The sequence below is a fragment of the Pseudoduganella sp. jia 12 genome (genome assembly GCF_055502675.1).
Genome location: NZ_JBUXKP010000006.1, coordinates 283,095 through 309,173 on the forward strand (window position 1 = coordinate 283,095; position 26,079 = coordinate 309,173).

At 65.3% G+C, this 26,079-nt stretch carries 28 protein-coding genes; 18 read left to right on the forward strand and 10 right to left on the reverse strand.

The window, feature by feature from the left end; genetic code table 11:
• Positions 1 to 45: 45 nt before the first annotated feature.
• Together ACY65G_RS15585 and ACY65G_RS15590 are read left to right on the forward strand one after the other, a co-directional pair.
• The gene (locus ACY65G_RS15585; protein ID WP_464998226.1) at positions 46 to 690 is read left to right on the forward strand and encodes a VTT domain-containing protein; all 645 of its coding nucleotides are present in this window, start codon (positions 46 to 48) and stop codon (positions 688 to 690) included.
• A gap of 77 nt (positions 691 to 767) precedes the next feature.
• Positions 768 to 1,799, forward strand: a complete 1,032-nt coding sequence (locus ACY65G_RS15590) for a carbonic anhydrase (protein WP_464998227.1) — start codon at positions 768 to 770, stop codon at positions 1,797 to 1,799.
• Positions 1,800 to 1,868: 69 nt separating this feature from the next.
• Here ACY65G_RS15590 and ACY65G_RS15595 read toward each other — a convergent pair whose 3' ends face one another.
• Genes ACY65G_RS15595 through tsaE form a run of 3 tightly spaced genes read right to left on the reverse strand, consistent with a single transcriptional unit; the run spans position 1,869 to position 4,523 of the window.
• Positions 1,869 to 2,663 carry a D-hexose-6-phosphate mutarotase gene (locus tag ACY65G_RS15595; RefSeq protein ID WP_464998228.1) on the reverse strand — a complete coding sequence of 265 codons (795 nt, stop codon included), beginning with the start codon at positions 2,661 to 2,663 and terminating at the stop codon, positions 1,869 to 1,871.
• A 10-nt stretch (positions 2,664 to 2,673) separates the two neighbouring features.
• Positions 2,674 to 4,083, reverse strand: a complete 1,410-nt coding sequence (locus tag ACY65G_RS15600; protein ID WP_464998229.1) for an N-acetylmuramoyl-L-alanine amidase — start codon at positions 4,081 to 4,083, stop codon at positions 2,674 to 2,676.
• On the reverse strand, positions 4,047 to 4,523 hold the full coding sequence (tsaE, locus tag ACY65G_RS15605) for a tRNA (adenosine(37)-N6)-threonylcarbamoyltransferase complex ATPase subunit type 1 TsaE (protein WP_464998230.1): 477 nt from the start codon (positions 4,521 to 4,523) through the stop codon (positions 4,047 to 4,049). Before tsaE ends, ACY65G_RS15600 begins: the two co-directional genes overlap by 37 nt.
• Positions 4,524 to 4,572: 49 nt before the next feature.
• On the opposite strand from tsaE, the gene queG reads away from it, so the two are divergent.
• On the forward strand, positions 4,573 to 5,673 hold the full coding sequence (gene queG, locus ACY65G_RS15610; protein ID WP_464998231.1) for a tRNA epoxyqueuosine(34) reductase QueG: 1,101 nt from the start codon (positions 4,573 to 4,575) through the stop codon (positions 5,671 to 5,673).
• 1 nt (position 5,674) lies between these two features.
• On the opposite strand, the gene ACY65G_RS15615 is transcribed toward queG, so the two are convergent.
• From ACY65G_RS15615 to ACY65G_RS15635, 5 genes are all read right to left on the reverse strand, one after another.
• On the reverse strand, positions 5,675 to 6,529 hold the full coding sequence (locus ACY65G_RS15615) for a lysostaphin resistance A-like protein (protein ID WP_464998232.1): 855 nt from the start codon (positions 6,527 to 6,529) through the stop codon (positions 5,675 to 5,677).
• Positions 6,526 to 7,023 (reverse strand): MarR family winged helix-turn-helix transcriptional regulator, encoded by a 498-nt coding sequence (locus tag ACY65G_RS15620; RefSeq protein WP_464998233.1) that lies wholly within the window; start codon positions 7,021 to 7,023, stop codon positions 6,526 to 6,528. Before ACY65G_RS15620 ends, ACY65G_RS15615 begins: the two co-directional genes overlap by 4 nt.
• Before the next feature lie 65 nt (positions 7,024 to 7,088).
• On the reverse strand, positions 7,089 to 7,823 hold the full coding sequence (locus ACY65G_RS15625) for an AAA family ATPase (protein WP_464998234.1): 735 nt from the start codon (positions 7,821 to 7,823) through the stop codon (positions 7,089 to 7,091).
• 14 nt (positions 7,824 to 7,837) lie between these two features.
• A complete protein-coding gene (locus tag ACY65G_RS15630; RefSeq protein ID WP_464998235.1) occupies positions 7,838 to 8,425 on the reverse strand; it encodes a response regulator transcription factor in 588 nt (195 codons plus the stop codon).
• A gap of 4 nt (positions 8,426 to 8,429) precedes the next feature.
• Positions 8,430 to 10,427, reverse strand: a complete 1,998-nt coding sequence (locus ACY65G_RS15635) for a sensor histidine kinase (RefSeq protein ID WP_464998236.1) — start codon at positions 10,425 to 10,427, stop codon at positions 8,430 to 8,432.
• A 125-nt stretch (positions 10,428 to 10,552) separates the two neighbouring features.
• Between ACY65G_RS15635 and ACY65G_RS15640 the strand changes: the two genes are divergently transcribed.
• The 7 genes from ACY65G_RS15640 to ACY65G_RS15670 all read left to right on the forward strand — a co-directional run bounded on the left by ACY65G_RS15640 (position 10,553) and on the right by ACY65G_RS15670 (position 18,322).
• Positions 10,553 to 11,545 (forward strand): TRAP transporter substrate-binding protein, encoded by a 993-nt coding sequence (locus ACY65G_RS15640; protein ID WP_464998237.1) that lies wholly within the window; start codon positions 10,553 to 10,555, stop codon positions 11,543 to 11,545.
• A 78-nt stretch (positions 11,546 to 11,623) separates the two neighbouring features.
• Complete coding sequence (locus ACY65G_RS15645) at positions 11,624 to 12,181, forward strand: TRAP transporter small permease (protein ID WP_464998238.1); 558 nt, start codon at positions 11,624 to 11,626, stop codon at positions 12,179 to 12,181.
• On the forward strand, positions 12,178 to 13,464 hold the full coding sequence (locus ACY65G_RS15650) for a TRAP transporter large permease (protein ID WP_464998239.1): 1,287 nt from the start codon (positions 12,178 to 12,180) through the stop codon (positions 13,462 to 13,464). The genes ACY65G_RS15645 and ACY65G_RS15650 overlap by 4 nt, the downstream gene beginning before the upstream one ends.
• A gap of 505 nt (positions 13,465 to 13,969) precedes the next feature.
• The gene (locus tag ACY65G_RS15655; protein ID WP_464998240.1) at positions 13,970 to 14,494 is read left to right on the forward strand and encodes a methylated-DNA--[protein]-cysteine S-methyltransferase; all 525 of its coding nucleotides are present in this window, start codon (positions 13,970 to 13,972) and stop codon (positions 14,492 to 14,494) included.
• Positions 14,470 to 15,369, forward strand: a complete 900-nt coding sequence (gene xerD, locus ACY65G_RS15660) for a site-specific tyrosine recombinase XerD (RefSeq protein WP_464998241.1) — start codon at positions 14,470 to 14,472, stop codon at positions 15,367 to 15,369. Before ACY65G_RS15655 ends, xerD begins: the two co-directional genes overlap by 25 nt.
• A gap of 50 nt (positions 15,370 to 15,419) precedes the next feature.
• A complete protein-coding gene (locus tag ACY65G_RS15665; protein ID WP_464998242.1) occupies positions 15,420 to 15,596 on the forward strand; it encodes a hypothetical protein in 177 nt (58 codons plus the stop codon).
• Positions 15,597 to 15,766: 170 nt separating this feature from the next.
• A complete protein-coding gene (locus tag ACY65G_RS15670; protein ID WP_464998243.1) occupies positions 15,767 to 18,322 on the forward strand; it encodes a sensor domain-containing protein in 2,556 nt (851 codons plus the stop codon).
• Between the two features lie 16 nt (positions 18,323 to 18,338).
• Here the strand turns inward: ACY65G_RS15670 and ACY65G_RS15675 are convergent, their stop codons facing one another.
• Complete coding sequence (locus ACY65G_RS15675) at positions 18,339 to 19,433, reverse strand: endonuclease/exonuclease/phosphatase family protein (RefSeq protein WP_464998244.1); 1,095 nt, start codon at positions 19,431 to 19,433, stop codon at positions 18,339 to 18,341.
• 37 nt (positions 19,434 to 19,470) lie between these two features.
• Here ACY65G_RS15675 and ybaK point away from each other — a divergent pair, with 37 nt between their 5' ends.
• From ybaK to ACY65G_RS15710, 7 genes are all read left to right on the forward strand, one after another.
• Positions 19,471 to 19,962 (forward strand): Cys-tRNA(Pro) deacylase, encoded by a 492-nt coding sequence (gene ybaK / locus ACY65G_RS15680; RefSeq protein WP_464998245.1) that lies wholly within the window; start codon positions 19,471 to 19,473, stop codon positions 19,960 to 19,962.
• Between the two features lie 77 nt (positions 19,963 to 20,039).
• Positions 20,040 to 20,672 carry a glycerol-3-phosphate 1-O-acyltransferase PlsY gene (gene plsY / locus ACY65G_RS15685; protein WP_464998246.1) on the forward strand — a complete coding sequence of 211 codons (633 nt, stop codon included), beginning with the start codon at positions 20,040 to 20,042 and terminating at the stop codon, positions 20,670 to 20,672.
• A 73-nt stretch (positions 20,673 to 20,745) separates the two neighbouring features.
• Complete coding sequence (locus ACY65G_RS15690; RefSeq protein ID WP_464998247.1) at positions 20,746 to 21,435, forward strand: DsbA family oxidoreductase; 690 nt, start codon at positions 20,746 to 20,748, stop codon at positions 21,433 to 21,435.
• A gap of 155 nt (positions 21,436 to 21,590) precedes the next feature.
• Positions 21,591 to 21,881 (forward strand): DUF427 domain-containing protein, encoded by a 291-nt coding sequence (locus tag ACY65G_RS15695; RefSeq protein WP_464998248.1) that lies wholly within the window; start codon positions 21,591 to 21,593, stop codon positions 21,879 to 21,881.
• Entirely contained in the window at positions 21,882 to 23,108 is a 1,227-nt protein-coding gene (locus ACY65G_RS15700; RefSeq protein ID WP_464998249.1) for a metal-dependent hydrolase, read from the forward strand. It begins immediately after the preceding gene.
• A gap of 7 nt (positions 23,109 to 23,115) precedes the next feature.
• Positions 23,116 to 24,006, forward strand: a complete 891-nt coding sequence (locus ACY65G_RS15705) for an ion transporter (protein WP_464998250.1) — start codon at positions 23,116 to 23,118, stop codon at positions 24,004 to 24,006.
• Between the two features lie 143 nt (positions 24,007 to 24,149).
• Entirely contained in the window at positions 24,150 to 24,326 is a 177-nt protein-coding gene (locus ACY65G_RS15710; protein WP_464998251.1) for a hypothetical protein, read from the forward strand.
• Positions 24,327 to 24,345: 19 nt separating this feature from the next.
• On the opposite strand, the gene tsaD is transcribed toward ACY65G_RS15710, so the two are convergent.
• On the reverse strand, positions 24,346 to 25,389 hold the full coding sequence (gene tsaD, locus ACY65G_RS15715) for a tRNA (adenosine(37)-N6)-threonylcarbamoyltransferase complex transferase subunit TsaD (protein ID WP_464998252.1): 1,044 nt from the start codon (positions 25,387 to 25,389) through the stop codon (positions 24,346 to 24,348).
• 271 nt (positions 25,390 to 25,660) lie between these two features.
• Between tsaD and nirD the strand changes: the two genes are divergently transcribed.
• Positions 25,661 to 26,071: a nitrite reductase small subunit NirD gene (gene nirD, locus ACY65G_RS15720; protein ID WP_464998253.1), complete on the forward strand. Its 411-nt coding sequence runs from the start codon at positions 25,661 to 25,663 to the stop codon at positions 26,069 to 26,071.
• The last annotated feature ends 8 nt before the right edge of the window (positions 26,072 to 26,079 follow it).

The window sequence follows — 26,079 nt, forward strand, 5'->3', positions numbered from 1 at the left end:
CGTATGGCTGGTGTATGATCGCCGCCGCAACCTTACAGGAATATTATGGAATTCGTTCAATTGATGGAAATGCTGGTCCACGTCGACAAGGTGATGGACACGCTGCTCGAACAGTACGGCACGCTGGTCTATGCAATCCTGTTTGCCATCATCTTTTGCGAGACGGGCCTCGTGGTCCTGTTCTTCTTCCCCGGCGACACGCTGCTGTTCATTGCCGGCGCCGCCTGCGCCACGGGCCACATGCACCTGGGCCTGCTGATTTTCCTGCTCGTTTGCGCCGCCGTGATCGGCAATACGACGAATTACTGGATCGGCGAGAAGATCGGCAACCGCGTATTCACGCACAATTACCGCTGGATCAACCGCGACGCGCTGCAGCGCACGCACAACTTCTTCGAGCGGCATGGCGGCAAGACGATCATCCTGGCGCGCTTCGTGCCAGTGGTGCGCACGTTCGCGCCCTTCGTGGCCGGGGTGTCGGACATGACGTTTGCCCGCTTCCAGCTCTATAACGTCACCGGGGCCCTGCTGTGGGTGGTGTCGCTGTGCGTGGCGGGCTACTTCTTCGGCAACATGCCGCTGGTGCGCGACAACCTGACCACGATCGTGCTGATCGGGGTGGCCGTGGCCGTGGTGCCGGTGGTGCTGGGCGGTATGTGGAAGATGGGCCGCCGCATGCTGGGCCGTTGATTTCCAGCAAAAAAAAGCTTAAGTTTTTCCGTACGGCATCCGTTAACGGGGCAAGTCTGCTTCTTCCCCGGATTGACATGCGCATTCTGATTGGCCTCCTCGCGTGCTGCTTCGCCCTTGGCGTGGCCAGTGCCAACGACTCCCCGACCAAGATCGTCGGCGTGCAACCGTCGTCGCCCGCGCGCGACGATGCGATGGGCATCGGCGATCTCAAGGCCAAGTTGTCGAAATTGGGCAAGCCCGTGCGCAAGCTGTCCGAGCGCGAGCTGGAAGAGGAAGCCGAAGCCGCGCTGTCCGCCAGGATCGCCGAGCGACTGGCGCAAATGAAAGCCAGCCAGGCTGCCCGCCATGCGGCCGCTGCCAGGGCGCGCAAGGCCGCGCAGGCACAGGGTGTAAAGGCCGCCTACACCGTCCCCGTGCCGGCGCCGGCCAATGGCACGTTCTGGACGTATGAAGGCGAATTCGGGCCGGCCAACTGGAGCAAGATCAACGCCGCCTGGAACAAGTGCAATGGCGGCGAGCGCCAGTCGCCCATCGATATCCGCGACGGCATCAAGGTCGACCTCGAGCAGATCTCGTTCGACTACCGCCCGTCCGGCTTTACCGTCACCGACAATGGCCACACCGTGCAGGTCTCACTGGGCGCGGGCAACTACCTGTCCGTGGGTGGGCGCAGCTACGAATTGCAGCAGCTGCATTTCCATCGCCCGGCCGAAGAGCGCGTCAATGGCAAGGCCTACGAGATGGGCATCCACCTCGTGCACAAGGACACCGAAGGCCGCACCGCGGTACTGGCACTGATGCTGCAGCGGGGCCGTGCGCAGCCGGCGATCCAGACCGTATGGAACAATCTGCCGCTGGAAAAAAAGGAAACGTCCACGCCGTCGATCGTGTTCAATCCGGGCGACCTGCTGCCCGAGCGGCGCGACTATTACACCTACATGGGGTCGCTCAGCGAGCCGCCATGCACCGAAGGCGTGCTGTGGCTGGTGATGAAGGAGCCGCTGCAGGCATCCGGCGAACAGATGGCGCTGTTCTCGCGGCTGTATCCGCTCAATGCGCGGCCCGTGCAGGCGGCCGCGGGGCGGCTGATCAAGGAATCCCACTAAGGGACGAGGAAGCGGTGCCGGACACCGTGTTCTCCTGATGAAAAAACGGGCGCGTCATGCGCCCTTTTTTCATGCCTGGGCGGTGATGGTATGCACGCCGGTCCAGTGGGCGCCGGCGGCCAGCGGCTGCTTGTCGACCCGCGCGGGTTCGATGCACACGAAGCGCTGCCATTCGTCGTCGCGCAGGTCGGTCAGTTTCGCGGCAGCCTCGGCGCCCGGATTCCACACGACGAATTCCGTGAATCCTTCCTGCTGCAGGCGCAGCGCGCCGTTGTCCGGCTGCAGCGCCAGTTCGGCCGGGGCAGGGTAGATGTTGTCCAGCGGCGGGCCGAAATGCAGCGGCGACTGGTCCGGCAGGCCGGCCAGCACGGTGCGCGTGAAGTCGTCGACCTGGAAATACGTGTGCAGCGCGCAGGCGAAGTCGAACGGTTCGGCGCCCGTGTTGCGCACGTGGTAGCGCATTTCCAGCGCATCGGGCTTGAGCGTGAAGCGCAGCGCCAGTGCGAAGGCGTGCGGCCAGCCTTGCGCCAGTTCGGCCGGCACGTCCTCGTGCGTCAGCAGGAATTCGGCCCATGCGGTCGTGGCGTCGTTGCCATGGTCGCCCAGGCGCCAGTGCGACAGGCGGGCCACGCCGTGGCGCTGGCCGGTGCCGCGCGTGGAGAACTGCGGGAAGATCACCGGCACGCCGCCGCGGATGGCGGCGCTGCCGTCGCGCGGCGACGCTTCGCTCATGAACAGGCGCTCGCGCTTGTCGGGCGTCTGCCACGACACCAGGTGCGCGCCATACAGCGCGATGGTGGCTTGCGCGCCGTCGGGCGCGGCGATGGTCACGGCCGGGAGCTGGCCGAACGTCGTCGATTGCATGCAATGGTCCTCAGGTCAGCCGGCTCTTGGCGAGCGGCGGGTTCTTGGCGAAATACGAACGGATGCCCTTCACGATGGCATCGGCGATCTGGTCCTGGTAATTGTTGTCGAGCAGGCGCGCTTCCTCTTCCGGGTTGGAGATGAACGCGGTTTCGATGAGGATCGATGGAATGTCCGGCGCCTTCAGCACGGCGAAGCCGGCCCGCTCCACGGCGCCGTTGTGCAGCTTGTTGATGCCGCCGATCTGCTGCAGCACGGCCTTGCCCACTTTCAGGCTGTCGTTGATCTGCGCCGTCGTCGACAGGTCGAACAGCACGCTGGCCAGCTGCGGGTCGTGGTCCTTGCTGTTGGCGCCGCCGATCAGGTCGGCCTGGTTTTCCTTGTTGGCCAGCCAGCGCGCGGCAGACGAGCTGGCGCTCTTCTCGGACAGCACGAATACCGAGGAGCCGCGTGCCGACGGCTTGATGAACGCGTCGGCGTGGATCGACACGAACAGGTCGGCATCGACCTTGCGTGCCTTTTCCACGCGCTTGTTCAGCGGCACGAAGAAGTCGCCGTCGCGCGTGAGCATCACGCGCATGTTCGGGTGCTGCTCCAGCTTGGCCTTCAGGCGCTTGGCGATGGCCAGCACGATGTCCTTCTCGCGGCTGCCGCGCGAACCGATCGCGCCGGGGTCTTCGCCACCGTGGCCCGGGTCCAGCGCCACCGTCAGCATGCGCACCAGCTTGTCGGCCGGCTGCGGCGGCTCGGGGCGGGCCGGCGGTTTGGCCGCGATGTCCGGCCGCGGCACCGCTGCCGAGGGAACGCCCGGCGCCGGGATGCGGTTGTCCGGCAGCGGCAGCCCGGGGGCAGGGTGCTGCTCGGCCACCTGCGGCTGGCCCACCGGCACGCCGTCGCTCGACCATTCACCTTTTTCGATCATGGCCGCGATCGGGTCCACTTCGCGCACCGGATACAGGTCGAAGATCAGGCGGTGCTTGTATTCGCCCACGGGATCGAGGGTGAACACCTGCGGGCGGATTTCCGACTTCAGGTCGAACACGAGGCGCACCACGCCCGGCCGGTTCTGGCCCACGCGCACCTGCTGGATGTACGGGTCGTTCGACTGGATCTTCGCCACCAGCGTCTTCAGCTCGGGGTTCAGGTCGAGGCCCTCGATGTCGACCACAAGGCGCTCGGGATTCTTGATGATGAAGTGCGATGTCTTCAGGTCGGAATCGTTTTCCAGCGTGACGCGGGTGTACTCGTCGGCCGGCCATACGCGCACGGCGAGGATCTGCGCGGCGCGCGCCGGCAGCGGGGTGAGCACCGACAGCAGCAGCGTGCCGCCGACCTTCAGGAAGGTGCGGCGGGTACGGTGCTTTCGACCGGGCTGCGCGGGGATCAGAGGATCTGCGGGAAGTGGAGGCGTTGCAGGCATGAGATACCTAATGCAGAAAACGCCTGCAATTCTACATCACGTCCCTCGCCCGCCACGCTGAGCGTCACGCGCAGGTCGGGCGCCGGCAGCACGCCCTCGGCTTTTTCCGGCCACTCGACGATGCAGATGTTGCGGCCGTCGAAGTCTTCGCGAAAGCCCGCGTCGAGGAATTCCTCCGGGCTGCCCATGCGGTACAGGTCGTAGTGGATCACGTTGACGGCCTGGCCGTCGAGCGTGACGGCATAGGGCTCGGACAGCGTGTAGGTGGGGCTTTTCACGGTGCCCGCGTGGCCGGCCGCGTGCAGCAGCGCTCGCGTGAGGGCCGTCTTGCCGGCGCCGAGGTCGCCATGCAGGTGGATCGACAGGCCGGGCAGCAGGGCACGGGCCAGCGAGAGGCCGAGGGCGGCCGTATGGCTTTCGTCACGCAGGTGGGCTTTCATGGGGCGTTTCGCATAAAATGGTGGATTGCTGCCGCCATTGTACCGTTCGATGTCCCTGTCGCCCGAAGTGTTGTCCTCTCTTGCCGCCGCCATCAAGCGGTGGGGGCGCGAACTCGGGTTTGCCGAGGTGCGCATCGCCGATATCGACCTGGCCGCCGCCGAAGCCGGCCTGCAGGCGTGGCTCGACGCGGGCATGCATGGCGAGATGGATTACATGGCGGCCCACGGCATGAAGCGCGCCCGTCCCGCCGAGCTGGTGCCGGGCACCGTGCGCGTGATCACGGCGCGCATGGATTACCTGCCGCCATCCCACGACACCGACTGGCGCATGCGCGAACGGGATCGGCTGGCCGATCCGAATGCCGCCGTGATCTCCGTGTATGCCCGCGGGCGCGATTACCACAAGGTGCTGCGTGCCCGGCTGCAGCAGCTGGCCGACCGCATCCGCGGTGAAGCGGGCGAGTTCGGCTATCGCGTGTTTACCGATTCGGCCCCGGTGATGGAATTGCCGCTGGCGGAAAAATCCGGCCTGGGCTGGCGCGGCAAGCACACCCTGCTGATCAACCGCGATGCCGGCTCCATGTTCTTCATGGGCGAGATCCTCGTCGACCTGCCGCTGCCGGTCGACGCGCCGACGGAGGCGCACTGCGGCCAGTGCAGCGCCTGCATCACGGCGTGCCCGACAGGCGCCATCCTCGGCCCCGGCCGCCTCGATGCACGGCGCTGCATTTCCTACCTGACGATCGAGCTGAAGGGCAGCATCCCGGAAGACCTGCGGCCGCTGCTGGGCAACCGCGTGTATGGCTGCGACGATTGCCAGACGGTCTGCCCCTGGAACAAGTTCGCCGCGCGTGCCACGCTGCCCGATTTCAACGAGCGGCATGGCCTGGGCAGTGCCGCCATGGTGACGCTGTTCGGCTGGAGCGAGGAAGACTTCAACCGGCAGATGGAAGGCAGCCCGATCCGGCGCATCGGCCACGAGCGGTGGCTGCGCAACCTGGCCGTGGGCCTCGGCAACGCCGCCGCGCTGGGCGGGCAGGGCGAGCCGGGCATCGTGGCCGCCTTGCGCGCGCGGCTCGGCCACCCTTCGGAACTGGTGCGCGAACACGTGCGCTGGGCGCTGGCGCGGCACGGCTGCGCCCAGCCGTGATTCACGGCCTGGCCAGCCATTGCCCGCGCCGGCGGGCAAGGAGCAGCAGCACGATGGCGGCGGCGCTCCAGGCCAGCACGGCAATGATCGAACCCTCCACGCCGTAGCCGCCGCCGGTGAGCCATTCCGGGCCGTTGGCCGTGACCTGGATCCAGCCCCTCGCCGCGTGGCCGGAGACGGGAATTGCGAACACGGCATCGAACAAATAGTTCCAGGCGAAGTGCATGCCGACCGGTACCCACAGGCGCCGCGTGGCAATGTAGCCGGCGGACAGCGCGGTGGAAGCGGCAAAAGTGGCCAGCACGCCGAGTGCGCTGATGTGTTCGCTCGGCAGGTGGCCGGCGGCGAACAGCACGCCGGAGACGGCCAGCGCCGTGGATGTGCCCCATGCGCGCTCCAGCAGCCGGTACAGCACCGCGCGGAACAGGAGCTCCTCCATGAATGCGACGAACACCTGCTCCGGCAGGGGCACCAGCAATGCACTCCAATGCGTGGTGCCGGTGTACGTGTACGCGCCGCCGGCCAGCAGCAGCACGCTGCAGGCCACCATCAGCGCGGCGCCGAGCCCGATCCCGGCGCCCAGTTCGCCACCCGCCCCGGCCAGCGTCAGTTCCGCCACGTCGCGCTTTTCGATCTTGCGCACGTACAAGCGGTAGCCGGCGACGATGGCCGCGGCGGCCAGCAGGAACGGCCAGGCGGTGCGCCACGGTTTCGGGACGATTTCACTCAGCGCCAGCGCCACGCTCATCGGCACCAGCACCGCCAGGATGCCCAGCACGGCCCGCACGAATCCGTTGGCGAGCAGGCGCTTGCCCAGCGATGGGCGGGATGAAGCCGAAAACGAGGCGGTACTCATGATTTCTCCTGTTGGTTGTCCTGGGGGGCTGTGGAAAGCCGGTTGCGCGCCGCACGGATGCGCGCGCCGAATGGGTGCTGCTCCAGCGCGGCGATCGCCTGCGCCAGCGTTTCCGATAACGGGTAAGGCAGGTCGGCATCCAGGCTGGCCGCGGCGGCGCTCGTGGCGGCCCAGCATTGCTGGAGTTGCGGCAGCAGCGCCTGCCCGCGGCGCGACAGGCTTACCAGCTTTTGCCGCGCATCGGCCGGCGACGCCATCGTGCTCACCAGGTCTTCCTTCAACATCAAGGCCACTGTCTGCGTGGCGGCGGGCTGCGTGATGCCGGCCGCCTCCGCGATCTGGCCGACGGTGCGCGGCGCGCCTGCCGCGAGTGCCCGCATCACCGGCGTGTAGCGCGGACGATAATCGATGCCGGCTTCCTCGTAGGAGGCCGCTACCGCGCCATCGAGCAATTCGATCAGGTGTCGCAACTGGGTGCCGAGTCCTTGTTTCATGCGCCCATATTTACATAAGCGCTTATGTATTGCAAGGAAAACACTGCATGTGTTGGCGGGTGTGGTTATTCGTCCAGCAATGTGTCGAGCGTCCGGCGCGGATTGCGCAGGAAGTCGAGCGTGACCTGGTAATGCTCGGTGTCTTCGTAATCGGTGCGGCGCAATCCGTCCGGCAGGCATGCAAGGATGCGTGCGTCCGGGTAGGCCATCAGGATGGGCGAGTGGGTGGCGATGATGAATTGCGACCCTGCCTTCACGAGGCGATGGATCTGCTGCAGGGCGGCCAGCTGGCGCTGCGGCGACAGTGCCGCTTCCGGCTCGTCCAGCACATACAGCCCCTGGCCGCCGAAGCGGTGCGTCAGCAGGGCCATGAACGCTTCGCCGTGCGACTGCTCGTGCAGGGAGCGCCCGCCATAGGAGGTGAAAGCGCCCGGGCCCAGCCGCTCCAGTTCGGATGCCACGTTGAAGAAACTTTCGGCGCGCAGGAAATAGCCGTCGCGGGGGCGCCGGTAACCCCGGGTGACGAGAAGGTATTCATGCAGGGGCGAATGCGAGGCGCGTGTGCCGAAGTTGAAATTGCGCCCGCCGCCTTCCGCGTTGTACCCCAGCGCCACCGCGATGGCTTCCAGCAAGGTCGACTTGCCGCTGCCATTCTCGCCAACGATGAATGTCACTGCCGGGTGGAACGTCAGCGTGTCGAGGTGCCTGACCGCGGGCAGCGCGAACGGATAGCGGTCGAAGTCGGGCACCAGCTCGCGCCGCAGCGTCATGCTGATCGCGAAGGTGGCGGACAATGCCATCGTGTTGCGTGATCTTATTTCAGCAGGCCGGCCAGCTCGACGGCGGTCTTGACCTGCATCTTGTCGAAGATGTGCGCGCGGTGCACCTCGACCGTGCGCATGCTGATGCCCAGTTCGTCCGCCACGACCTTGTTCATCTTGCCCGCCAGGATCAGGTCCAGCACCTCGCGTTCGCGCGAGGACAGCGTGGCCAGGCGCGCATGCACGGCCGCATGGGCGCTGGCCTGCTGCGAGCGTTCCAGGCCTTCCTGCACCCTGTCCATCAGCTCGTTGTCGTTGAACGGTTTTTCAAAGAAATCAAAGGCACCGCGCTTCAAGGTATCGACGGCCATCGGCACGTCGCCATGGCCGGTCAGGAAAATCACCGGGAGGCGTTGCGCCAGGCCGCGCGCATGCAACTGGTCGAACACGGCCACGCCATTCATGTCCGGCATTCGCACGTCGAGCAGCACGCAGTCGCCGGCCGGGTCGAACTGGCCCGATTCCACGTAGGCCAGGAACTTGGCGCCGCAATCGTAGGTGGTGGCGGGAATGGCGCGCGAGGAGGCCAGCCACGACAGCGAGTCACGGACCACTTCTTCATCATCGACGATATGCAACATCTTGTTATTTCTCCGTAAATACTTGCGACGCCGGCAGCGTGAACGTGAATATGGTACCGCCTTGCGGGTTGTCCCGGTGCGTCAGCGTGCCGCCGTGGAATTCGATCGCCGTGCGGCAGATGTTCAGGCCCATGCCCATGCCCTGCGCTTTCGTGGAGAAGAAGGGCGAGAACAGACGTTCGGCCACGTCCTGCGGAATGCCATGGCCATTGTCGATCACGTTGACGGCCACCTGGCCCGCCACCGCGTCGTGCGTTGCCTCGATGCGCAGCACGCGGCGCGCCAGCGGCACGGCGGCCATGGCCTCGATGCCGTTGCGCGCCAGGTTCAGCAGCACCTGCTCGATCATGATCCGGTCGGCCCGCACCCGGGGCAAGTCGTCCGGCAGGTCGATCTGCAGGGATGCCTGGTGCGGGCGGGCCTGCATGTCGATCAGCGCGCGGATGCTGTCGATCATCGTCGCAACATCCTCGTCGTGCCGCGCGGGTTCGCGCTTGCGCACGAACTCATGCACGCTGCGGATGATCTGCCCGGCGCGGCGCGCCTGGGTGCCGGCCTGTTCCAGCGCCGGCTTCAGCATGGCGGGATCGACGTTCGGCCGCGCCAGCAGGTTCAGCGCGCCGGTGGTGTAGCTGGAAATCGCGGCCAGGGGCTGGTTCAGTTCGTGCGCCAGCATCGAGGCGATCTCGCCCATCGTGGCCAGGCGGCTCGAGACCTGCAGCTTTTCCTGGTGTTCGCGGTTCAGTTCCTCGATGCGCTTGCGGTCGCTGATGTCGAGGATGGACCCCATCCAGCCCGTATGCCGGCCGTCGTTGTCCACCAGCGGCGCCTCGAAGATCAGCACGGGGATGCGGGTGCCGTCCGGCCGCTGGAAAATCGTCTCGAATTCCGGGGTCACCGTTCCCTGCAGCACGTTCTGCAACCGGTGCTGGTATTCGGCCATCACTTCGGGCGCCCAGTAGGGCATGGGCGGCGAGCGGCCTACCAGTTCCTCCTCGCTGTAGCCCACCATCTGGCAAAACGCCGGGTTCACGTAGGTGATGCGGCCTTCCAGGTCGCGCGCGCGCAGGCCCGTGACCAGCGAGTTTTCCATGGCGGTGCGGAACGCCATCTGCTGGCGCAGCGCCTCTTCCGCTTCGAGGCGCCGCGAGATATGGCCCCACAGTGCCAGCAGGCTCCACAGCAGCGCCAGCGACAGCACGATCACCGAGCCCACCAGCAGGTTCGGCAGCAGCTTCGGCGCCGTCTTCACGCTGTCCGTCATCAGCGTGACGACGGCGCCGGGCAGGTCGAGCGCGCGCTTGTGCGTGTACACGCCGTGGCCCGGCCCGGCCGCCGCGCGGCGGGCGAGGATGCGGTCGTCGCGGTCCAGCAGCGTGACCTGGTTATCCTGCGCGAACCACCATGGCACCATTTCTTCCAGGATCGAAGACAACTGGTACGTGGCGACCAGCGTGCCCAGGTAAGTGGCGCCGCGGTACAGGGGGTAGTGGTAATCCATCATCATCGCACCCGGGGTGCCGGCCGGGTAGGCCGGCTGGGGCGCCGGCTCGGCATAGACGCCATTGCGGCTGAGCCGCGCGCGCTCGGCCGCGTCCCGCGACGGCGCCGACAGCGTGGCCACCGGCGGTGGCGCCTCGTCGCTCGAGGCCGCCACGTCGCCCTCGGGCGTGATCCACATGACGCGCTTCAGTTCCAGGCCCGTCTTCAGCTCGCTGGCCATGCGCTCGTGCAGGCGCTTCACCGACGCGCCGGCCAGGATTTCGTTGGCCACGCTTTTCAGATCTTCTTCATGGCGGCCGAGCTGGAAGCGGATCGTCTGCTCGACCCACAGCGTGTCGGCGATCAGCTGCTCCTGGCGCTCGTTGCTTTCCATCTGGCGCGCCTGCCACGGCAACCAGATTAGAATGGCCAGGAACAGCAGAACTAGCACAACAGGCAGCAGCCAGCGCGCGGAGCTGGGAAACGGCAGGCGCGCCGCCATGGAACGAAGGGAGGTCATTGTCCGAGGGTATCCAATTTGCTCCGGCGGGATATTGTGGTTTTCCACAGTTGCCCCTGGTAGAAACGCTATACAAAATGGAAGAGCAGGAATAATAATTGCAACTTCTAAATTTGGGGACACGCATGAAGCTCAAGACTATCCTGGTCGCGCTGGCCGCGACCGCCTGCATCACCACCAACGCCTTTGCCCAGGCACCGATCGTCATCAAATTCAGCCATGTAGTGGCCACCGACACGCCCAAAGGGCAGGCCGCAGCCCGCTTCAAGCAGTTGGCCGAGCGCGCCACCAATGGCCGCGTGAAGGTGGAGGTCTATCCGAACAGCCAGCTGTACAAGGACAAGGAAGAGCTCGAAGCCCTGCAACTGGGCGCCGTGCAGATGCTGGCGCCGTCGCTGGCCAAGTTCGGACCGCTGGGCGTGAAGGAGTTCGAGGTCTTTGACCTGCCCTATGCATTCCCCACCAAGCAGTCACTGTACAACGTGACCGAAGGGCCGATCGGCAAGAGCCTGCTGAAGAAACTGGAAACCAAGGGCATCACCGGCCTGGCTTACTGGGACAACGGCTTCAAGATCATGTCGGCCAACAAGCCGCTGACCCAGCCCACCGATTTCCGTGGCCTGAAGATGCGCATCCAGTCCTCGAAAGTGCTCGATGCGCAAATGCGCGCGCTGGGCGCCAACCCGCAGGTGCTGGCGTTCTCCGAGGTTTACCAGGCGCTGCAGACGGGCGTGGTGGATGGCACCGAGAATCCGCCGTCGAACATGTACACGCAGAAAATGCACGAGGTACAGAAGTACGCCACCGTGTCGAACCACGGCTACCTGGGCTATGCGGTCATCGTCAACAAGAAGTTCTGGGATGGCTTGCCGGCCGATATCCGCACCGCGCTCGAAGGGGCCATGCGCGAAGCCACCACGTATGAAAAGGCCATCGCCCAGCGCGACAACGACATGGCCCTCGATGCCATGAAAAAATCCGGCCGCACCCAGTTCGTCACCCTTACCGCGCAGCAGCAGGCTGCGTGGAAAAACGCGCTGCTGCCCGTGCACAAGCAGATGCAAAGCCGTATCGGCGCCGATCTCGTCAACGCGATCGCGAAGGAAAGCGCGAAGTAATTCGCCGTGGGGCGGCGTCCTGCCGCCCCGTTGTTCCTGACGTACCGGCCGCCCGGCCGGCTCCCGTGAAAGTCACCCATGAAATTCCTGGACCACCTGGAAGAGTGGCTCATCGCGTCCCTGATGGGCGCGGCCACCTTCATCATCTTCGTGGCGGTCGTGCACCGCTACCTGTCCGGTCTGCCGATTCCCTGGCTGCAGGACGAACTCATCCAGATCAACACCAGCTGGGCGCAGGAACTGTGCATCTACATGTTCGTGTGGATGGCCAAGTTCGGCGCCGCGTACGGCGTGCGCACCGGCATCCATGTGGGCGTCGACGTGGTCATCAACCGCCTGTCGACGCCATGGCGCAACAAGTTCGTCGTGTTCGGCCTGCTGGCCGGCGCGCTGTTCACCGGGGTCGTCGGCACGCTGGGCGCCTCGTTCGTGTGGGATATCGGCCATACCGACCAGACATCGCCCGATCTCGAGGTGCCGATGTGGCTCGTTTACCTGGCCGTGCCGGCCGGTTCCTGGCTGATGTGTTTCCGCTTCCTGCAGGTGATGGTGACATTCCTGCGCACCGGCGAGCTGCCGAAACACGACCATGCCCACGTCGAAGGGCTGGACGACGAATTGGGAGCCAAGGCATGAACGGGCTGATCATCTTTACGCTGCTGCTGGTACTGATGCTGACCGGCATGCCCATCTCGATCTCGCTGGGCCTGACGGTGCTGACGTTCCTGTTCACGATGACGGAAGTGCCGATCGAGGCGGTGGCGCTGAAACTGTTCACCGGGATCGAGAAGTTCGAGATCATGGCGATCCCGTTCTTCATCCTGGCCGGTAATTTCCTCACGCATGGCGGCGTGGCGCGGCGCATGATCAACTTCGCCACGTCGATGGTCGGCCACTGGCACGGCGGGCTGGCGCTGGCCGGCGTGCTGGCGTGCGCGCTGTTCGCGGCCGTCTCCGGGTCCAGCCCGGCCACCGTGGTGGCGATCGGTTCGATCATCCTGCCGGCGATGGTGAAGCAGGGCTTTCCAAAGCGCTTCGGCGCCGGCGTGATCACCACATCGGGCGCGCTGGGCATCCTGATTCCGCCATCGATCGTGATGGTGATGTATTCGGTCACGACGAACACGTCGGTGGGCGCGCTGTTCATGGCCGGCGTCGTGCCGGGCATCATGCTGGCATTCCTGCTGGGGCTGACGACGTGGGTACTGGCGAAAAAGCGCGGCTACCCGCGCATGCGCAAAGCCACGTGGGGCGAGCGGCTGGCGGCGTTCCGCAAGAGCGCCTGGGGCCTGCTGCTGATCCTGATCGTGATGGGCGGCATCTATACGGGCTTGTTCACGCCCACCGAGGCGGCGGCGATGGCGGCCGTGTACGCATTCGTCATCGCCGTGTTCGTCTACAAGGACCTGAAACTGCGCCAGGTGGGCAAGGTACTGCTCGATTCGGCGTCGATGTCGGCCATGCTGCTGTACATCATCACGAACGCCGTGCTCTTCTCGTTCCTCATGACGAGCGAAAACATTCCGCAGGAAATGGCGGCATGGTTGACGGCGCAAGGGCTGGGGCCGGTGGCTTTCCTACTGGTGGTCAACCTGCTGCTGCTGGCGGCAGGTAACTTCATGGAGCCGTCGTCGATCGTGCTGATCATGGCACCGATCCTGTTCCCCGTCGCGGTCGCGCTGGGCATCAATCCCATCCATTTCGGCATCCTCATCGTCGTCAACATGGAAGTGGGGATGTGCCACCCGCCGGTGGGATTGAACCTGTACGTGGCCTCCGGCATCACGAAGATGGGCATCTCGGAGCTGACGGTGGCCGTGATGCCCTGGCTGCTCACCATGCTGGCTTTCCTGATGCTGGTGACATTCGTGCCGGAAATTTCGCTGTGGCTGCCGAGGCTAATCTATGGCCAGGTGTGATGCCGCATTGCGCGTCACTACCAAACTTCCGGAAACATTGCCATAGTTAATTTATGTTCAAGCCAAATATTTTCTTGCTACAAAAAAACAGGAGAAATGCGCGTTTGGATCAGTTATGATCGCTCCTGTTTGGTGCAACACATAACGATATGCACCAAGGTAGCAACGGATACGCGAGTTAGTGGGGAGTGGTAATAAAAACGGCATGCCGGAGACGGCGATAAATCGAGGAGACACGCGGTTCACAGTATGTTGTTGGCATCACTGCTGAAGGCGGCCAAAAGCCAGCCGCGGCGGGACCAAACAACCGGAATCGCGCCAAAGCACTACTTAAAACGCACCCGTACAGGTGCGTTTTTTTTCGTCCGTGCGTGCCGCCTTGCAGGAACTGCCACGATCGGCGAAAAGTGTCGCCGCGTTCTTTGAAAGGCTGCGGCCAACACGGCATCTGGCTCCGGAGGCGCCGTTCGTGTAGCATGTTTGCCACAGTAGTCTGGAGTTAATTGTGACGCAAATACAACAAGCTGGCGAGCTGTTCGCAGCGATCGTTTCCACGCCTTTCGGCGCACTCGGCATCCGCACCGGCGGCGCTGTCGTCAGCGAGCTGGTCTACCTGCCAGCCAGCCTGGCACCGAAGGCACCCACCGATGCGACTGCCGAGCGTGCCGCGCACCAGGTGGAGCGCTATTGCATCGATCCCGATTTCACTTTCGACCTGCCGCTGGCGCAGGTGGGCAGCGCATTCCAGCGCAAGGTGTGGGAAGCGATCCGGGCGATTCCGCGCGGCGAGGTGCGCACGTATGGCGAGATCGCCCGATTCGTCGGCTCGATGCCCCGCGCCGTGGGCCAGGCGTGCGGCGCCAATTATTTTCCGCTGGTGATCCCCTGCCACCGCGTGACGGGTGCGCAGGGCCTGGGCGGCTTTGCCGGCAGCGACGATCGCAACGGCTTCACGCTGGACGTCAAGCGCTGGCTGCTGGCACACGAAGGGCATCGCGAATACGCATGGCAGCAAACGACCCTGCTCTGATCGACGAGTTCTGCGACACGCTGTGGCTCGAGGACGGCCTGTCGAAAAACACGCTGGCTGCCTACCGGCGCGACTTGAAGCTGTTCTCGGCCTGGCTGGCGGAGGCGCGCCCCGGTACCGGACTGCTGGCCGCGCATGCCGGCGACATTGCCGGGTACTTCGCGGCCCGGCATGACGATACCAAGGCCAGCTCGTCCAACCGCCGCCTGTCCGTGTTCAAGCGCTTCTACCAGCAGGCGTTGCGCCGGCAGCGCATTGCCGAGGACCCCTGCCTGAAACTGGCATCGGCAAAGCAGCCGGCGCGGTTCGTCCACACCTTGTCCGAAAGCCACGTGGAAGCGCTGCTCGCCGCGCCGGACGTGCGCGAACCGCTGGGCATCCGCGACCGCACGATGCTGGAGCTGATGTACGCGAGCGGGCTGCGGGTCTCGGAACTGGTGGCGCTCAAGATCACCGAACTGGGCTTGAACGAGGGCGTGGTGCGGGTCACCGGCAAGGGATCGAAGATGCGGCTCGTGCCGTTCGGCGAGGCGGCGCGACACTGGATCGAACGCTACCTGCGCGAAGCACGCGGAACCATCCTGAACGGCCAGCAGGATGACGCCCTGTTCGTGACCGCCCGCGGCGGGCCGATGACGCGGCAAATGTTCTGGGTGGTGGTCAAGAAATGCGCACGCAAGGCGGACATTACCGCGCCATTGTCGCCGCATACGCTGCGCCACGCGTTCGCCACGCACCTGCTGAACCATGGCGCCGACTTGCGCGTGGTGCAACTGCTGCTGGGGCATGCCGATATCTCGACCACGCAGATCTATACGCATGTGGCGCGCGAACGGTTGAAACAGCTGCATGCGTTACATCATCCGCGGGGATGAGAAATCTGCGATGCTGATGTTGTCGCATAATGTGGGTAATGGAGGTAGTCATGGCAAAAACGAATTTTCAATACGAAAAGCGCCAACGCGAGTTGGAAAAGAAGCGCAAGGCCGAAGAAAAAGCCCGGCGCAAGGTCGAGGCGAAAAGCCTGCCGGCCGGCGAGCAGGAGGCCGATACCGGGGACGAGGCCGCAGAGGAGGATGCGACAGCGGCCCGGCAGGAATGAACCGCGGCGGTTCGGCGCCGCGCTGAAACGGATATTGCCGCTGCTCCGGCATGGTCTTGCCGGAAGCGGATCCATCTTCCGAGTTTCAATTAAGCAACAAATGTGCTGTTCACGCAGCCATTCTTGAGCCAGCGCAAGCGACTGCTGAGCAGGGCGGCAAGAATGGTACGATGACTCCGCACGATCATCTCCCCCATTCCACACCCGAATTCACGCAGGGCTCGCTTCCAAATCCTGCGTCGAATCCTGCGTCGAATCCTGCGCCGAATCCTGCATCGAATCCTGCGCCGAATCTTGCGCCGAATACCGCACTGGCCGCGCTCGACCTGATCGCGCGCCTCGTTGCCGCGCTCGAACTCACGCCGCTGGTGGCCGTCTGCAGCATCGATCGCGAAGGCAGGATCCGCTTCTGCAACCAGGCATGTGCCGACCTGTCCGGCCTTGCGCTGGATGAAGTACTCGGCCAGCCGCTGAAAGCCCTGTTCTCACGGGGCGATCGCGAAGCGGAACATGATGCGCTGGTGGAAGAGGCCTGGCGCACCGGTCATCATTCCCCCATTGGCGACTGGCACGTTCGCGCGGCCGGCGGCCGCGAGCTGTGGCTGTATTCCACGCTGGTGCCCGTGTACCACGAAGGCGCGCTGACACAGGTGTTCTGCATGGACGTCGACGTCACGTCCCGCAAGGTGGATGAAGATGCGCTGGCTGCCGCCGGTGCCAATTTCCGCCAGCTGTTCCGCAAGTCGGGCGATGCGATCCTGTTGGTGCGCAACGGCCTGATCGAAGAAGCAAACCCTGCCGCGCTGCAGCTGTTCAAGTGCCCCGATCCGGCGAGCTTCGTCGGCCGCCGGCTGGCCGATTTCTCGCCATTGCAGCAACCCGGCGGTGCGCTGTCGGCGTCGGCCGCGCACCGCCTCGAGGGAGAGGCGCACCAGCACGGCAATTGCCGCTACGACTGGCGTTACCTCGATTGCGGCGGCAACCTGTTCTGGGCCGAGGTGCTGATGACTTCCGTCACGTTGAACCACGAACACCTGTTCTACGTGCTGGTGCGCGATATTTCGGCGCGCAAGAGCGCCGAGCGCATGCTGTACCTGGCGGCCCAGGTGTTCGAGAACAGCCGCGATGCGATCCTGCTGACGGACCACGACCGCCACGTCATCTCGATCAATCGCGCCTACTCGGAAATCACCGGCTACAGCAGTGACGACATGCTGGGCAAGCCGCTGTCGGTCTACCGTTCGGGCATCGAGGATGAAACCTTTTTCCGGCAAGTGTGGGACCAGATCGACGCCACCGATCACTGGCAGGGCGAAATCTGGTCGCGCCGCAAGCGGGGCGAGCTGTTCCCTGCCTGGCTGGCGCTGACGGCGATCCGCGACAGCCACGACCAGATCAGCAACTACATGGCGATCGTCTCCGACATCACCGAACGCAAGCGCTCGGAAGAGCACACGCGCCACCTTGCCGAGCATGATTTCCTGACCGACCTGCCGAACCGCGTGCTGCTGCTGGACCGCCTGTCGCTGGCCCTGTCCACCGCGCGCCGCAAGGGCAGCATGCTGGCGATCCTGTTCCTCGACCTCGACCGTTTCAAGCAGGTCAACGACACGCTGGGGCACCAGGTCGGCGACCAGCTGTTGAAGGAAGTGGCGGCGCGGCTCCTCAAGTGCGTGCGCAAGGTCGATACCGTCAGCCGCCAGGGGGGCGACGAATTCGTCATCATCCTGGCCGACATCGGCGGCATCGACCATGCGGCACACGTGGCGGGCGCGATCCGGCAGGCGATCTGCCAGCCGTATGCGATCGGCGAACACGAACTGCACGTGTCCACGTCGATCGGCGTCTCCATCTTTCCCAGCGACGGCGACGATATCGACACGCTGGTCAAGAACACCGATATCGCGATGTACCACGCCAAGCAGGGCGGCCGCAACAATTTCCAGTTCTTCAGCGCCGAGATGAACGAGCGCATCGTGGAACGCGCATCGGTCGAGCAGGGCCTGCGCCGCGCGCTGGCCGAAGGGCAATTCGAGCTGGCATTCGAACCGGAACTGGACATCGCCACCGGCGCCCTGGTCGCGGCGGAAGCATTGATCCGGTGGCGCCACCCCGAACTGGGCCTGCTGTTGCCGGAACACTTCATCGGCGTGGCGGAAGAGGCGGGCCTGATGGTCCCGATCGGCGACTGGGTGCTGCGCGAAGCGTGCCGCCAGGCCCGCCGCTGGCATGATGGCGGGCATCCGATGCAGGTGGCCGTCAACCTGTCATTGGCGCAATTCGTGCAGCGCGACCTGGTCGACAATGTGCGCGCCGCCCTGGATGAGGCGGGGCTCGAACCGCGCTGGCTCGAACTGGAACTGACCGAAGCGATCATCATGAAAGGCGGCACCGCCACCGCGGCCACGCTGGAAAGCCTGCGCACCCTCGGTGTGCGGCTGTCACTGGACGACTTCGGCACGGGCTGGTCCCGCCTGGGGCAACTGAAGGATTATCCGATCGACAAGCTGAAGATCGCCCAGGCCTTCATGCTGGGCGGCGCGGATGAAACCGTGATCCGCACCATCATCGCGATGGCACGCAGCATGCGGATGACGGTGATCGCGGAAGGCGTGGAAACGCCCGGCCAGCTGGCATTCCTGCGCGGCGAAGGCTGCGATCTGTACCAGGGGCGGCAGGCGGAAGCGGCAGTGCGGGATGGCGGTCTGGATGGCTTACTGCAATAACACTCTCGCGTAACGTTCAGAACAGGCGCATGCGCACCAGCACCTGGCCGTGATCCGACGCTTCGGGCCGTTCCAGCCGCAAGTGATCGTTGAAATAGCTGACATCGATCACCTCGCCGATCGCGCGCGGCGAATGCCGGTTGAATTCCTCCGACACGAGCACGTGGTCGATCGTCGAATAATGCCCCTCATGGATGCTGGTGTAGCCCACGTGGCGCAGGTGATCCTGGCGCAGCTGGATCTGGTTGCTGTCGTACAGCCGGCCGCGGCGCTCCGCGGCCTGGACGCCATGGCCGCCCTGGCCATCGGTGCTGCGGCTGCTCCCGTCGCCTGCCATGGTGCGGGCGCTGCCATCATCCGCCGGGGCGCCGATGCTTGACCTGCCCGCAATTTGGCCGATGCCTCCCGTTCCCGCCACGCTGCGCGTGCCTCCCGTTCCCAGCACGATCGTCGTGGTGACCGCATCGGCGGTATCGTTGAAGTCGCCGAGCACCACGCAGGGCCGGCGCCCTTCGCGCATCATCTTCGACAGCAGCACGCGCAGCGCCACGGCCTCCGTGCCGCGCCACACCAGCGAGCGCAGGCTGGCCATCGCGTAATGCAGCGGGTCGTCGCCGCTGTCGCCGCCGCGGTAGTCCGGGCGGCGCGATTTGAGGTGCACCACCACCACGTCCACGACGCGCTCGCCGGGCAGCACGACCTGCACATGCAGCGGCGCGCGGGCGAAGCGGTCCGATTCCGGACTGCCGGAGTCGCAGGGCACATCTGCAGGGAAACTGGCATGCACGCTGGGCGGGGCGGCGAACGGCAGGCGCGATACGATGGCCACGTTCGGCGTCAGCCGCTGCGCGTTCGGGTCGGGATCGAAACCGGCATGCAGCGCTTCGCGATAGCGGCGCGTGCGGGAGAGCACGTCGCGCAATGCCGCCTGCGAAAAGATTTCCTGGAAACCGATCACATCGGCATCCAGCTGATCGAGCTGTTGCGCGATCCAGTTCGCCTTGGCCTCATACCCCTCGAGAGTGAGGGGCTCGAGGTTGTCGTACAATTTCGCGCCGGGCGGGGCGAGGTTGCAGACGTTGAAGGTGGCAAAGCGAATTTCTTCCTGCATAATGAGAAACTCCTTTTCACAACGATCGTAACACGGCATGGCCAAGAAAGAGCATATATCAGAGACCCCGGCAACCGCGCTGCTCAAGCAGCGCAAGGTGCCGTTCAGCGAACATCCGTACGGGTACGAAGAACATGGCGGCACTTCCGTCTCGGCGCGCGAACTCGGTGTCGACGAGCACCACGTGGTCAAGACGCTGGTGATGCAGGACGAAGCCGCCAAACCATTGATTGTGCTGATGCACGGAGATCGCAAGGTCTCCACGAAAAATTTGGCTCGCAATATCGGCTGCAAGTCGGTCGAGCCGTGCAAGCCCGAGGTGGCCCAGCGCCATTCCGGCTACATGGTGGGCGGCACGTCGCCGTTCGGTACGAAAAAGGCGATGCCGGTGTACGTGGAAGAGTCGATCCTGGGTCTGGAAACGATTTATATCAATGGAGGCCGGCGCGGCTTCCTGGTCGGGATCGCGCCGCGCGTGCTGACCGAGGTGCTGGATGCCAGGCCGGTCGCTTGCGCACTGGCCGACTGAGCCCGGTTTCGGTATAGTCACCGCCCGCTGCCGCGCTGCGCCACTCACAATATCAAACCATAGGATTTCTTGGGGAAATGACTACCATCCTGCTGGCAATTGCCGCCTACCTGATCGGTTCGATCTCATTTGCTGTCGTCGTGAGCAAGGTCTACGGCCTGTCCGACCCGCGCACCTACGGTTCCGGCAACCCCGGCGCCACCAACGTGCTACGTAGCGGAAACAAGGGCGCCGCGATCTGGACGCTGGTCGGCGATGCCTTCAAGGGCTGGCTGGCGGTCTGGCTGACGATCCGTTTTGCCGCCCAGCTCGGTATCGGCGACGGCACCATCGCCATCGTGGCGCTGGCCGTGTTCATCGGCCACCTGTGGCCGGTATTCTTCCGCTTCGAAGGCGGCAAGGGCGTGGCAACGGCCGCCGGCGTGCTGCTGGCGCTGAATATCTGGCTCGGCCTGGCCACGCTGGCCACCTGGGCAATCGTGGCGTATGCGTTCCGCTATTCGTCGCTGGCCGCGCTGATCGCCTCGGTCTTCGCACCGTTCTACTATGGCCTGCTGTTCGGCGTGGAGCCGCAGCTGTTCGCCGTGCTGGTGATGTGCGGCCTGCTGGTGTGGCGCCATGCAAAAAATATCGGCAACCTGATGGCCGGCAAGGAAAGCCGGATCGGCAGCAAGAGCAAGGGTGCCACCGCCGGCGCAAAGAAAAAGTAACTTGCAATCCCGGCAGCGGCCCTCATCATGCGGCGATCGGCCGCCGCCGGCGGCCCGCAAGCGAAAGGCTGCCATGTCCACTCCCTCCGCCGCACCCCCGGCTACCGCAGTTACACCCCCGGTTACGCCACTGCGCATCGATTTCGTCTCCGACGTGTCCTGCCCCTGGTGCGCCATCGGGCTGAAATCGCTGGAAACGGCGCTTGCCCGCATTCCCGAAGCCGCCGTCGAGTTCCACGTGCAGCCCTTCGAGCTGAACCCGAACATGGGGCAGGAAGGGCAGGACATCACCGAACACATCGCCGAAAAATACGGCAGTACGCCGGAACAGCAGGAGCAGTCGCGCGACATGATCCGCCAGCGCGGCGCGGCGGTCGGCTTCACGTTCGCGATGGACAAGCGCAGCCGCATCTACAACACGTTCGATGCCCACCGCCTGCTGCACTGGGCCGAGGAGGCGGGCCGCCAGAAGGAACTGAAGCATGCGCTGTTCGACGCCTATTTCACGAACGGCGAAGACCCGAGCTCGCACGACGTGCTGCTGCGTGCGGCCGAGCGGGTGGGACTGGACCGCGAGGCCGCCCGGCAGGTGCTGGAGTCGGACCGGTTCGCCGACGAAGTGCGCATGCTCGAACAATACTGGCAGCAGGCCGGCGTGCGTTCGGTGCCGGCCATCGTCATCAACCAGCGCCACCTGATTTCCGGCGGCCAGCCGCCCGAGGTGTTCGAGGGCGCGCTGCGGCAGATCCTGGAAGGCAAGTAGCGCGTCTGCCGGTGTGCTTGCCGGTATTGCAGTATCCACCGGCTTTTGCGCTACACTGCGCGGCACCAAACGGTGGCGGCTCCCCGTCCGCAATGGGGGAAGCGGCTGCACGTCAACCGCCGTATCATCGGTAGTCAGCTACCAGGAGAACAGCCATGCCCAAAGCCATCTGGAACGGCGCCGTCATCGCCGAGGCAACCGCCGACGAGGTGGAAATCGTCGAGCAGAATGTGTATTTCCCGCCCGAGCGCGTCAAGCGCGAATTCCTGAAGGACAGCAGCCATACCACGCTGTGCCCATGGAAAGGCGTGGCCAGCTATTACGACGTGGAGGTGGACGGGCAACTGAACCGCAACGCGGCATGGTTCTATCCGGCCGCGAAGGATGCGGCCAAGGCCATCGAGGGCCGCATCGCCTTCTGGCATGGAGTCGAGGTCAGCCGCTGAGTGGACAACGTCACCCACACCTTCGTCGGCCTCGGCATCGGCGAACTGGTGCAGCGCTCGCTGCCGGCCGAGCCCGATGAAGCACGCCAGCGCACGCGCCACCGGCTGCTGCTGACCGCCTGCGCGGCGGCCAGCAATTTCCCCGACCTGGACCTGGTGCTGACCGACCTGCTGCCGGCGCCGCTGGGCTACCTGCTGCATCACCGCGGCCACACGCATACGCTGCTGTACGCATTGCCGCAGGCGCTGCTGCTGCTTGCCGCACTGTGGCTGCTGTGGCCGAATGCGCGCCGCCTGCTGAAAGGCAGCGGCCATGCGCGGCTGGGCCTGGGGCTGGCCATCGTGCTCGGCTTCCTGCTGCACATGTCGATGGACTTCCTGAATTCGTACGGCATCCACCCGCTCGCCCCGTTCGACCCGCGCTGGTTCTACGGCGACCTGGTGTTCATCGTCGAACCCGTATTCTGGGTGGCGTTCGGCGTGCCGCTCGCGCTGGCGATTCCACGGCGCCCCCTGCGCTGGCTGGCGCTGGGTGCACTGGCGGCGTTCCTGGCCTTCGTTACATGGCGCGGCTACCTGGACATCGTCTCGCTGGCCGGCCTGCTGGCCCTGGGCGGCGTCATCGCGGCGCTGCGCATCACGCGCATGCAGAGCCGGCGCGCCCTGGCGCTGTCCGCGCTGGCGAGCGTGGCCTTCATCGCCGTGCAGGGCGGCGCCTCGTCGGCGGGCCGCGCCCGCATCGAAGCGGCGCTGCAGGGGATCGACCCGGCGTCGCGCGTGCTGGACGTGGCGATGACGGCGTTCCCCGCACAGCCGCTGTGCTGGTCGTTCGTGGCCATCGAGGAAAACGCGGGGCAGGGCACCTACCGGCTGCGGCGCGGCCTGCTGAACCTGGCCCCCGGCGTGCTGGCGCAATGTCCGGCCGCCTTCGCCGATCCGGCGGCCCTCGCCACCGCGGTGGCCGGCGTGCGCCTCGCTTCCGAATGGCAGGGCAGCCTGGCCACGCTGCGCACGCTGGCGAAGAACGATTGCCACGTGAACGCCTGGCTGCGCTTTGCCCGCATGCCGGCCGTGGATGCCGAGGTGGCCAGCGACCTGCGCTTCTCGGCCACGCCGCGCGGCAATTTCACCACGCTGGACGTGGCCGCGGCCGGCCGCGCGCCGTGCGGCAACGTGCCGCGCTGGGGCTACCCGCGCGCCGATCTGCTGGGCCCTGCGTTACACTGACCGACCCATGAACGTTCGCCCGACCAAGGCACCGGCGCCACCCGAGCAGTCGACCGATCCCCACCAGCACTTTGGCAAGCCCGAAGGCGGCTGGCGCGAAGAGCTGTATGAAATCATCTTCGAGTCGCACACCCGCAAGGGTCAGGTCTTCGACCTGATACTGATCGGTGCGATCCTGCTGTCGGTGGCCACGGTCGTGCTGACATCGATCGCGCCGGTCGCAGAGGAATATGGACCGTGGCTGCTCGCCGCCGAATGGCTGTTCACGCTGCTGTTCACGGTCGAATACATCGGCCGGCTGCTGTGCGTGAAGCGGCCTGACCGCTACGCCCGCAGCTTCTTCGGCGTGATCGACCTGATGTCGGTGGTGCCCAGCTATGTGTCGCTGTTCTTCCCCGGTTCGCACGTGCTGCTGGACGTGCGGATACTGCGGCTGCTGCGCATCTTCCGCATCCTCAAGCTCACGCTGTATATCCAGGAATACGGCATGCTGGGCGACGCGCTGCTGGCCAGCCGGCGCAAGATCCTCATCTTCCTTTCCGTGGTGTTCCTGATCGTATTCCTGCTGGGCACGGTGATGTACGTGGTCGAAGGCCCCAGGCATGGCTTTACCAGCATTCCCACGGCCGTCTACTGGGCCATTTCGACCGTGACGACGGTGGGCTTCGGCGACCTGGTGCCCAGGACCGACATCGGCCGCGCCATCGCCTCGTTCATGATGCTGCTCGGCTGGGGCATCCTGGCCGTGCCGACCGGTATCATCAGTTCGGAACTTTCGCACCAGCGCGGGGTGCGGGTGGCAACGGGCCGGATCTGCACGCGCTGCCATGCAACCGGTCACGAAGAAGGCGCCTACTTCTGCAAGAACTGCGGCGAAGCACTGCCGCAGGAAACCTGACGGGAATCGACAAGCAGTGCGGTAGAACTGCCCAGCTCGCTCGGCAATTGTCATACAAGCCACGACCGTTGCAAATTCGTGGCCATGGCACGCCAATTGCTGCTACATTGTCTCGTATAGACAAATCCAATCAGGAGCGCACCATGAACGAATCGGTTTCCACCTCCAAGCCGGCGCCACGCGAACGCGAAAACACCAAGGCAATGTTGCGCGCCGACCGCATGCAGGATCTGCACAAGAAACATGTCAAGACCGGTGCCGTGGCCGCAGGTGGCCTGCTGGCGCTGGTGGGCCTGGCCGCGGTGCTGCTGGGCGCCTGAGTCCGGCGCCCGCTTGCCTTCAGATGACTTTCAGTTCGTCCAGCGGCCAGCGTGGGCGCACATTGAACGCATAGTCGCGGCGGGCGGCCGCGGGATTGATCGATAGCCGCATCGCGCCGGCAAAGGCAATCATCGCGCCGTTATCGGTGCAGAACTCCAGTTCGGGGTAATACACTCGGAAGCGCTTGGCCGCGGGGCCTTTCGCTGCCGCCGCGTTCAGCGCGGCGCGCAGCTGGCTGTTCGCGCCCACGCCCCCGGCAATGACGAGGCGCTTCAGGCCGGTGTGCTTGAGCGCCGCGACGCATTTCGCCACCAGCACATCGACGATCGCATCGACGAAGCCGCGCGCAATGTTGGCCTTGTCCTGGTCGCAAACATTGGCCACGCCGCTTTTCTTGACCACCGTGAGCACGGCCGTCTTCAGGCCGGAAAAGCTGAAGTTCAAATCCTTCGAGTGCAGCATGGGCCGCGGCAGCTTGTACGCGGCGGGATCGCCGAACTCGGCCAGCCGCGAGATCGCCGGCCCGCCCGGGTAGCCCAGGCCCAGCAGCTTGGCCGACTTGTCGAACGCTTCGCCGGCGGCATCGTCCAGCGTCTCTCCCAGCAGTTCGTACTGGCCCACGCCATCCACGCGCATCAGTTGCGTGTGGCCGCCCGAGACGAGCAGCGCCACGAACGGGAACTCGGGCGGGTCCGACGCCAGCAGGGGCGACAGCAGGTGGCCCTCCAGGTGATGCACGCCCAGCACCGGTTTATCCAGCGCAAGCCCCAGGCTGCACGCGATCGACGAACCGACCAGCAGCGCACCCGCGAGCCCGGGGCCCTGGGTATAGGCGATGGCATCGATCCCGGCGGCCGCGATGCCCGCCCCGTCCAGCGTTTGCTGCAACAGGGGGATCGCCCGGCGGATATGGTCGCGCGACGCCAGTTCCGGCACCACGCCGCCATATTCCTCGTGCATCGCCACCTGCGAGTGCAAGGCGTGCGAGAGCAGGCCCCGGCCGGTGTCATACAGGGCCAGGCCGGTTTCGTCACAGGAAGATTCAACGCCGAGAACGATCATGGTAAGGAGCTCGAAGAGAGCTGGAAATGCAGGGCAATCCGCCATTGTAATGGAAAGCCGCCGCCATTTCAGCCGAGGCGGCAGGAAGGCTGAGCTCGTGTCCCGGTGCCAGGCACGGGGACATCAAGCCGCCGTGCTGCCACCGCGCGAGGCATGGCCGCACCGCGGCAGTGCGCCCGCGTGCCGGAAAGGGGCGCTTTGCCGCCGTGGCGGTGGCATCGCTCTTGCTAATCCTCTGGTGTTGCGGCCCGGAGCCGTGGAAGGAGAGGCGATGCCCGAACACTGGAAAATGGTTTGCAGGGTCAAGGATATTGCGCCGGGCGGCGCGCACCACGTGCCACGCGGCCTGGCCTGGCAGGAGTTGCCCGGCGTGGCGGTGTTCCGCACGGCCGACGACCGCATCTATGCGCTGCTGGACAGCTGCCCGCACAAGGGTGCCCCGCTGTCGCAAGGCATGGTGCTGGGAGAGCATGTGGAATGCCCGCAGCACCAATGGAATATTGCGCTGGAAACGGGGTGCGCGGTGGCACCCGAGCAAGGCTGCACGCGGCGCTACAACGTCAAGGTGGAGGACGGCAAGATCTACCTGGACCTGCTGGAGCTGAACGCGCCGGCCAGCCGCGCCGAGGCGGCGCTGGCCGGCACCTATGGTGTTGCACCGCTCGCCGGCATGTTCATCTAGCGGCGAGA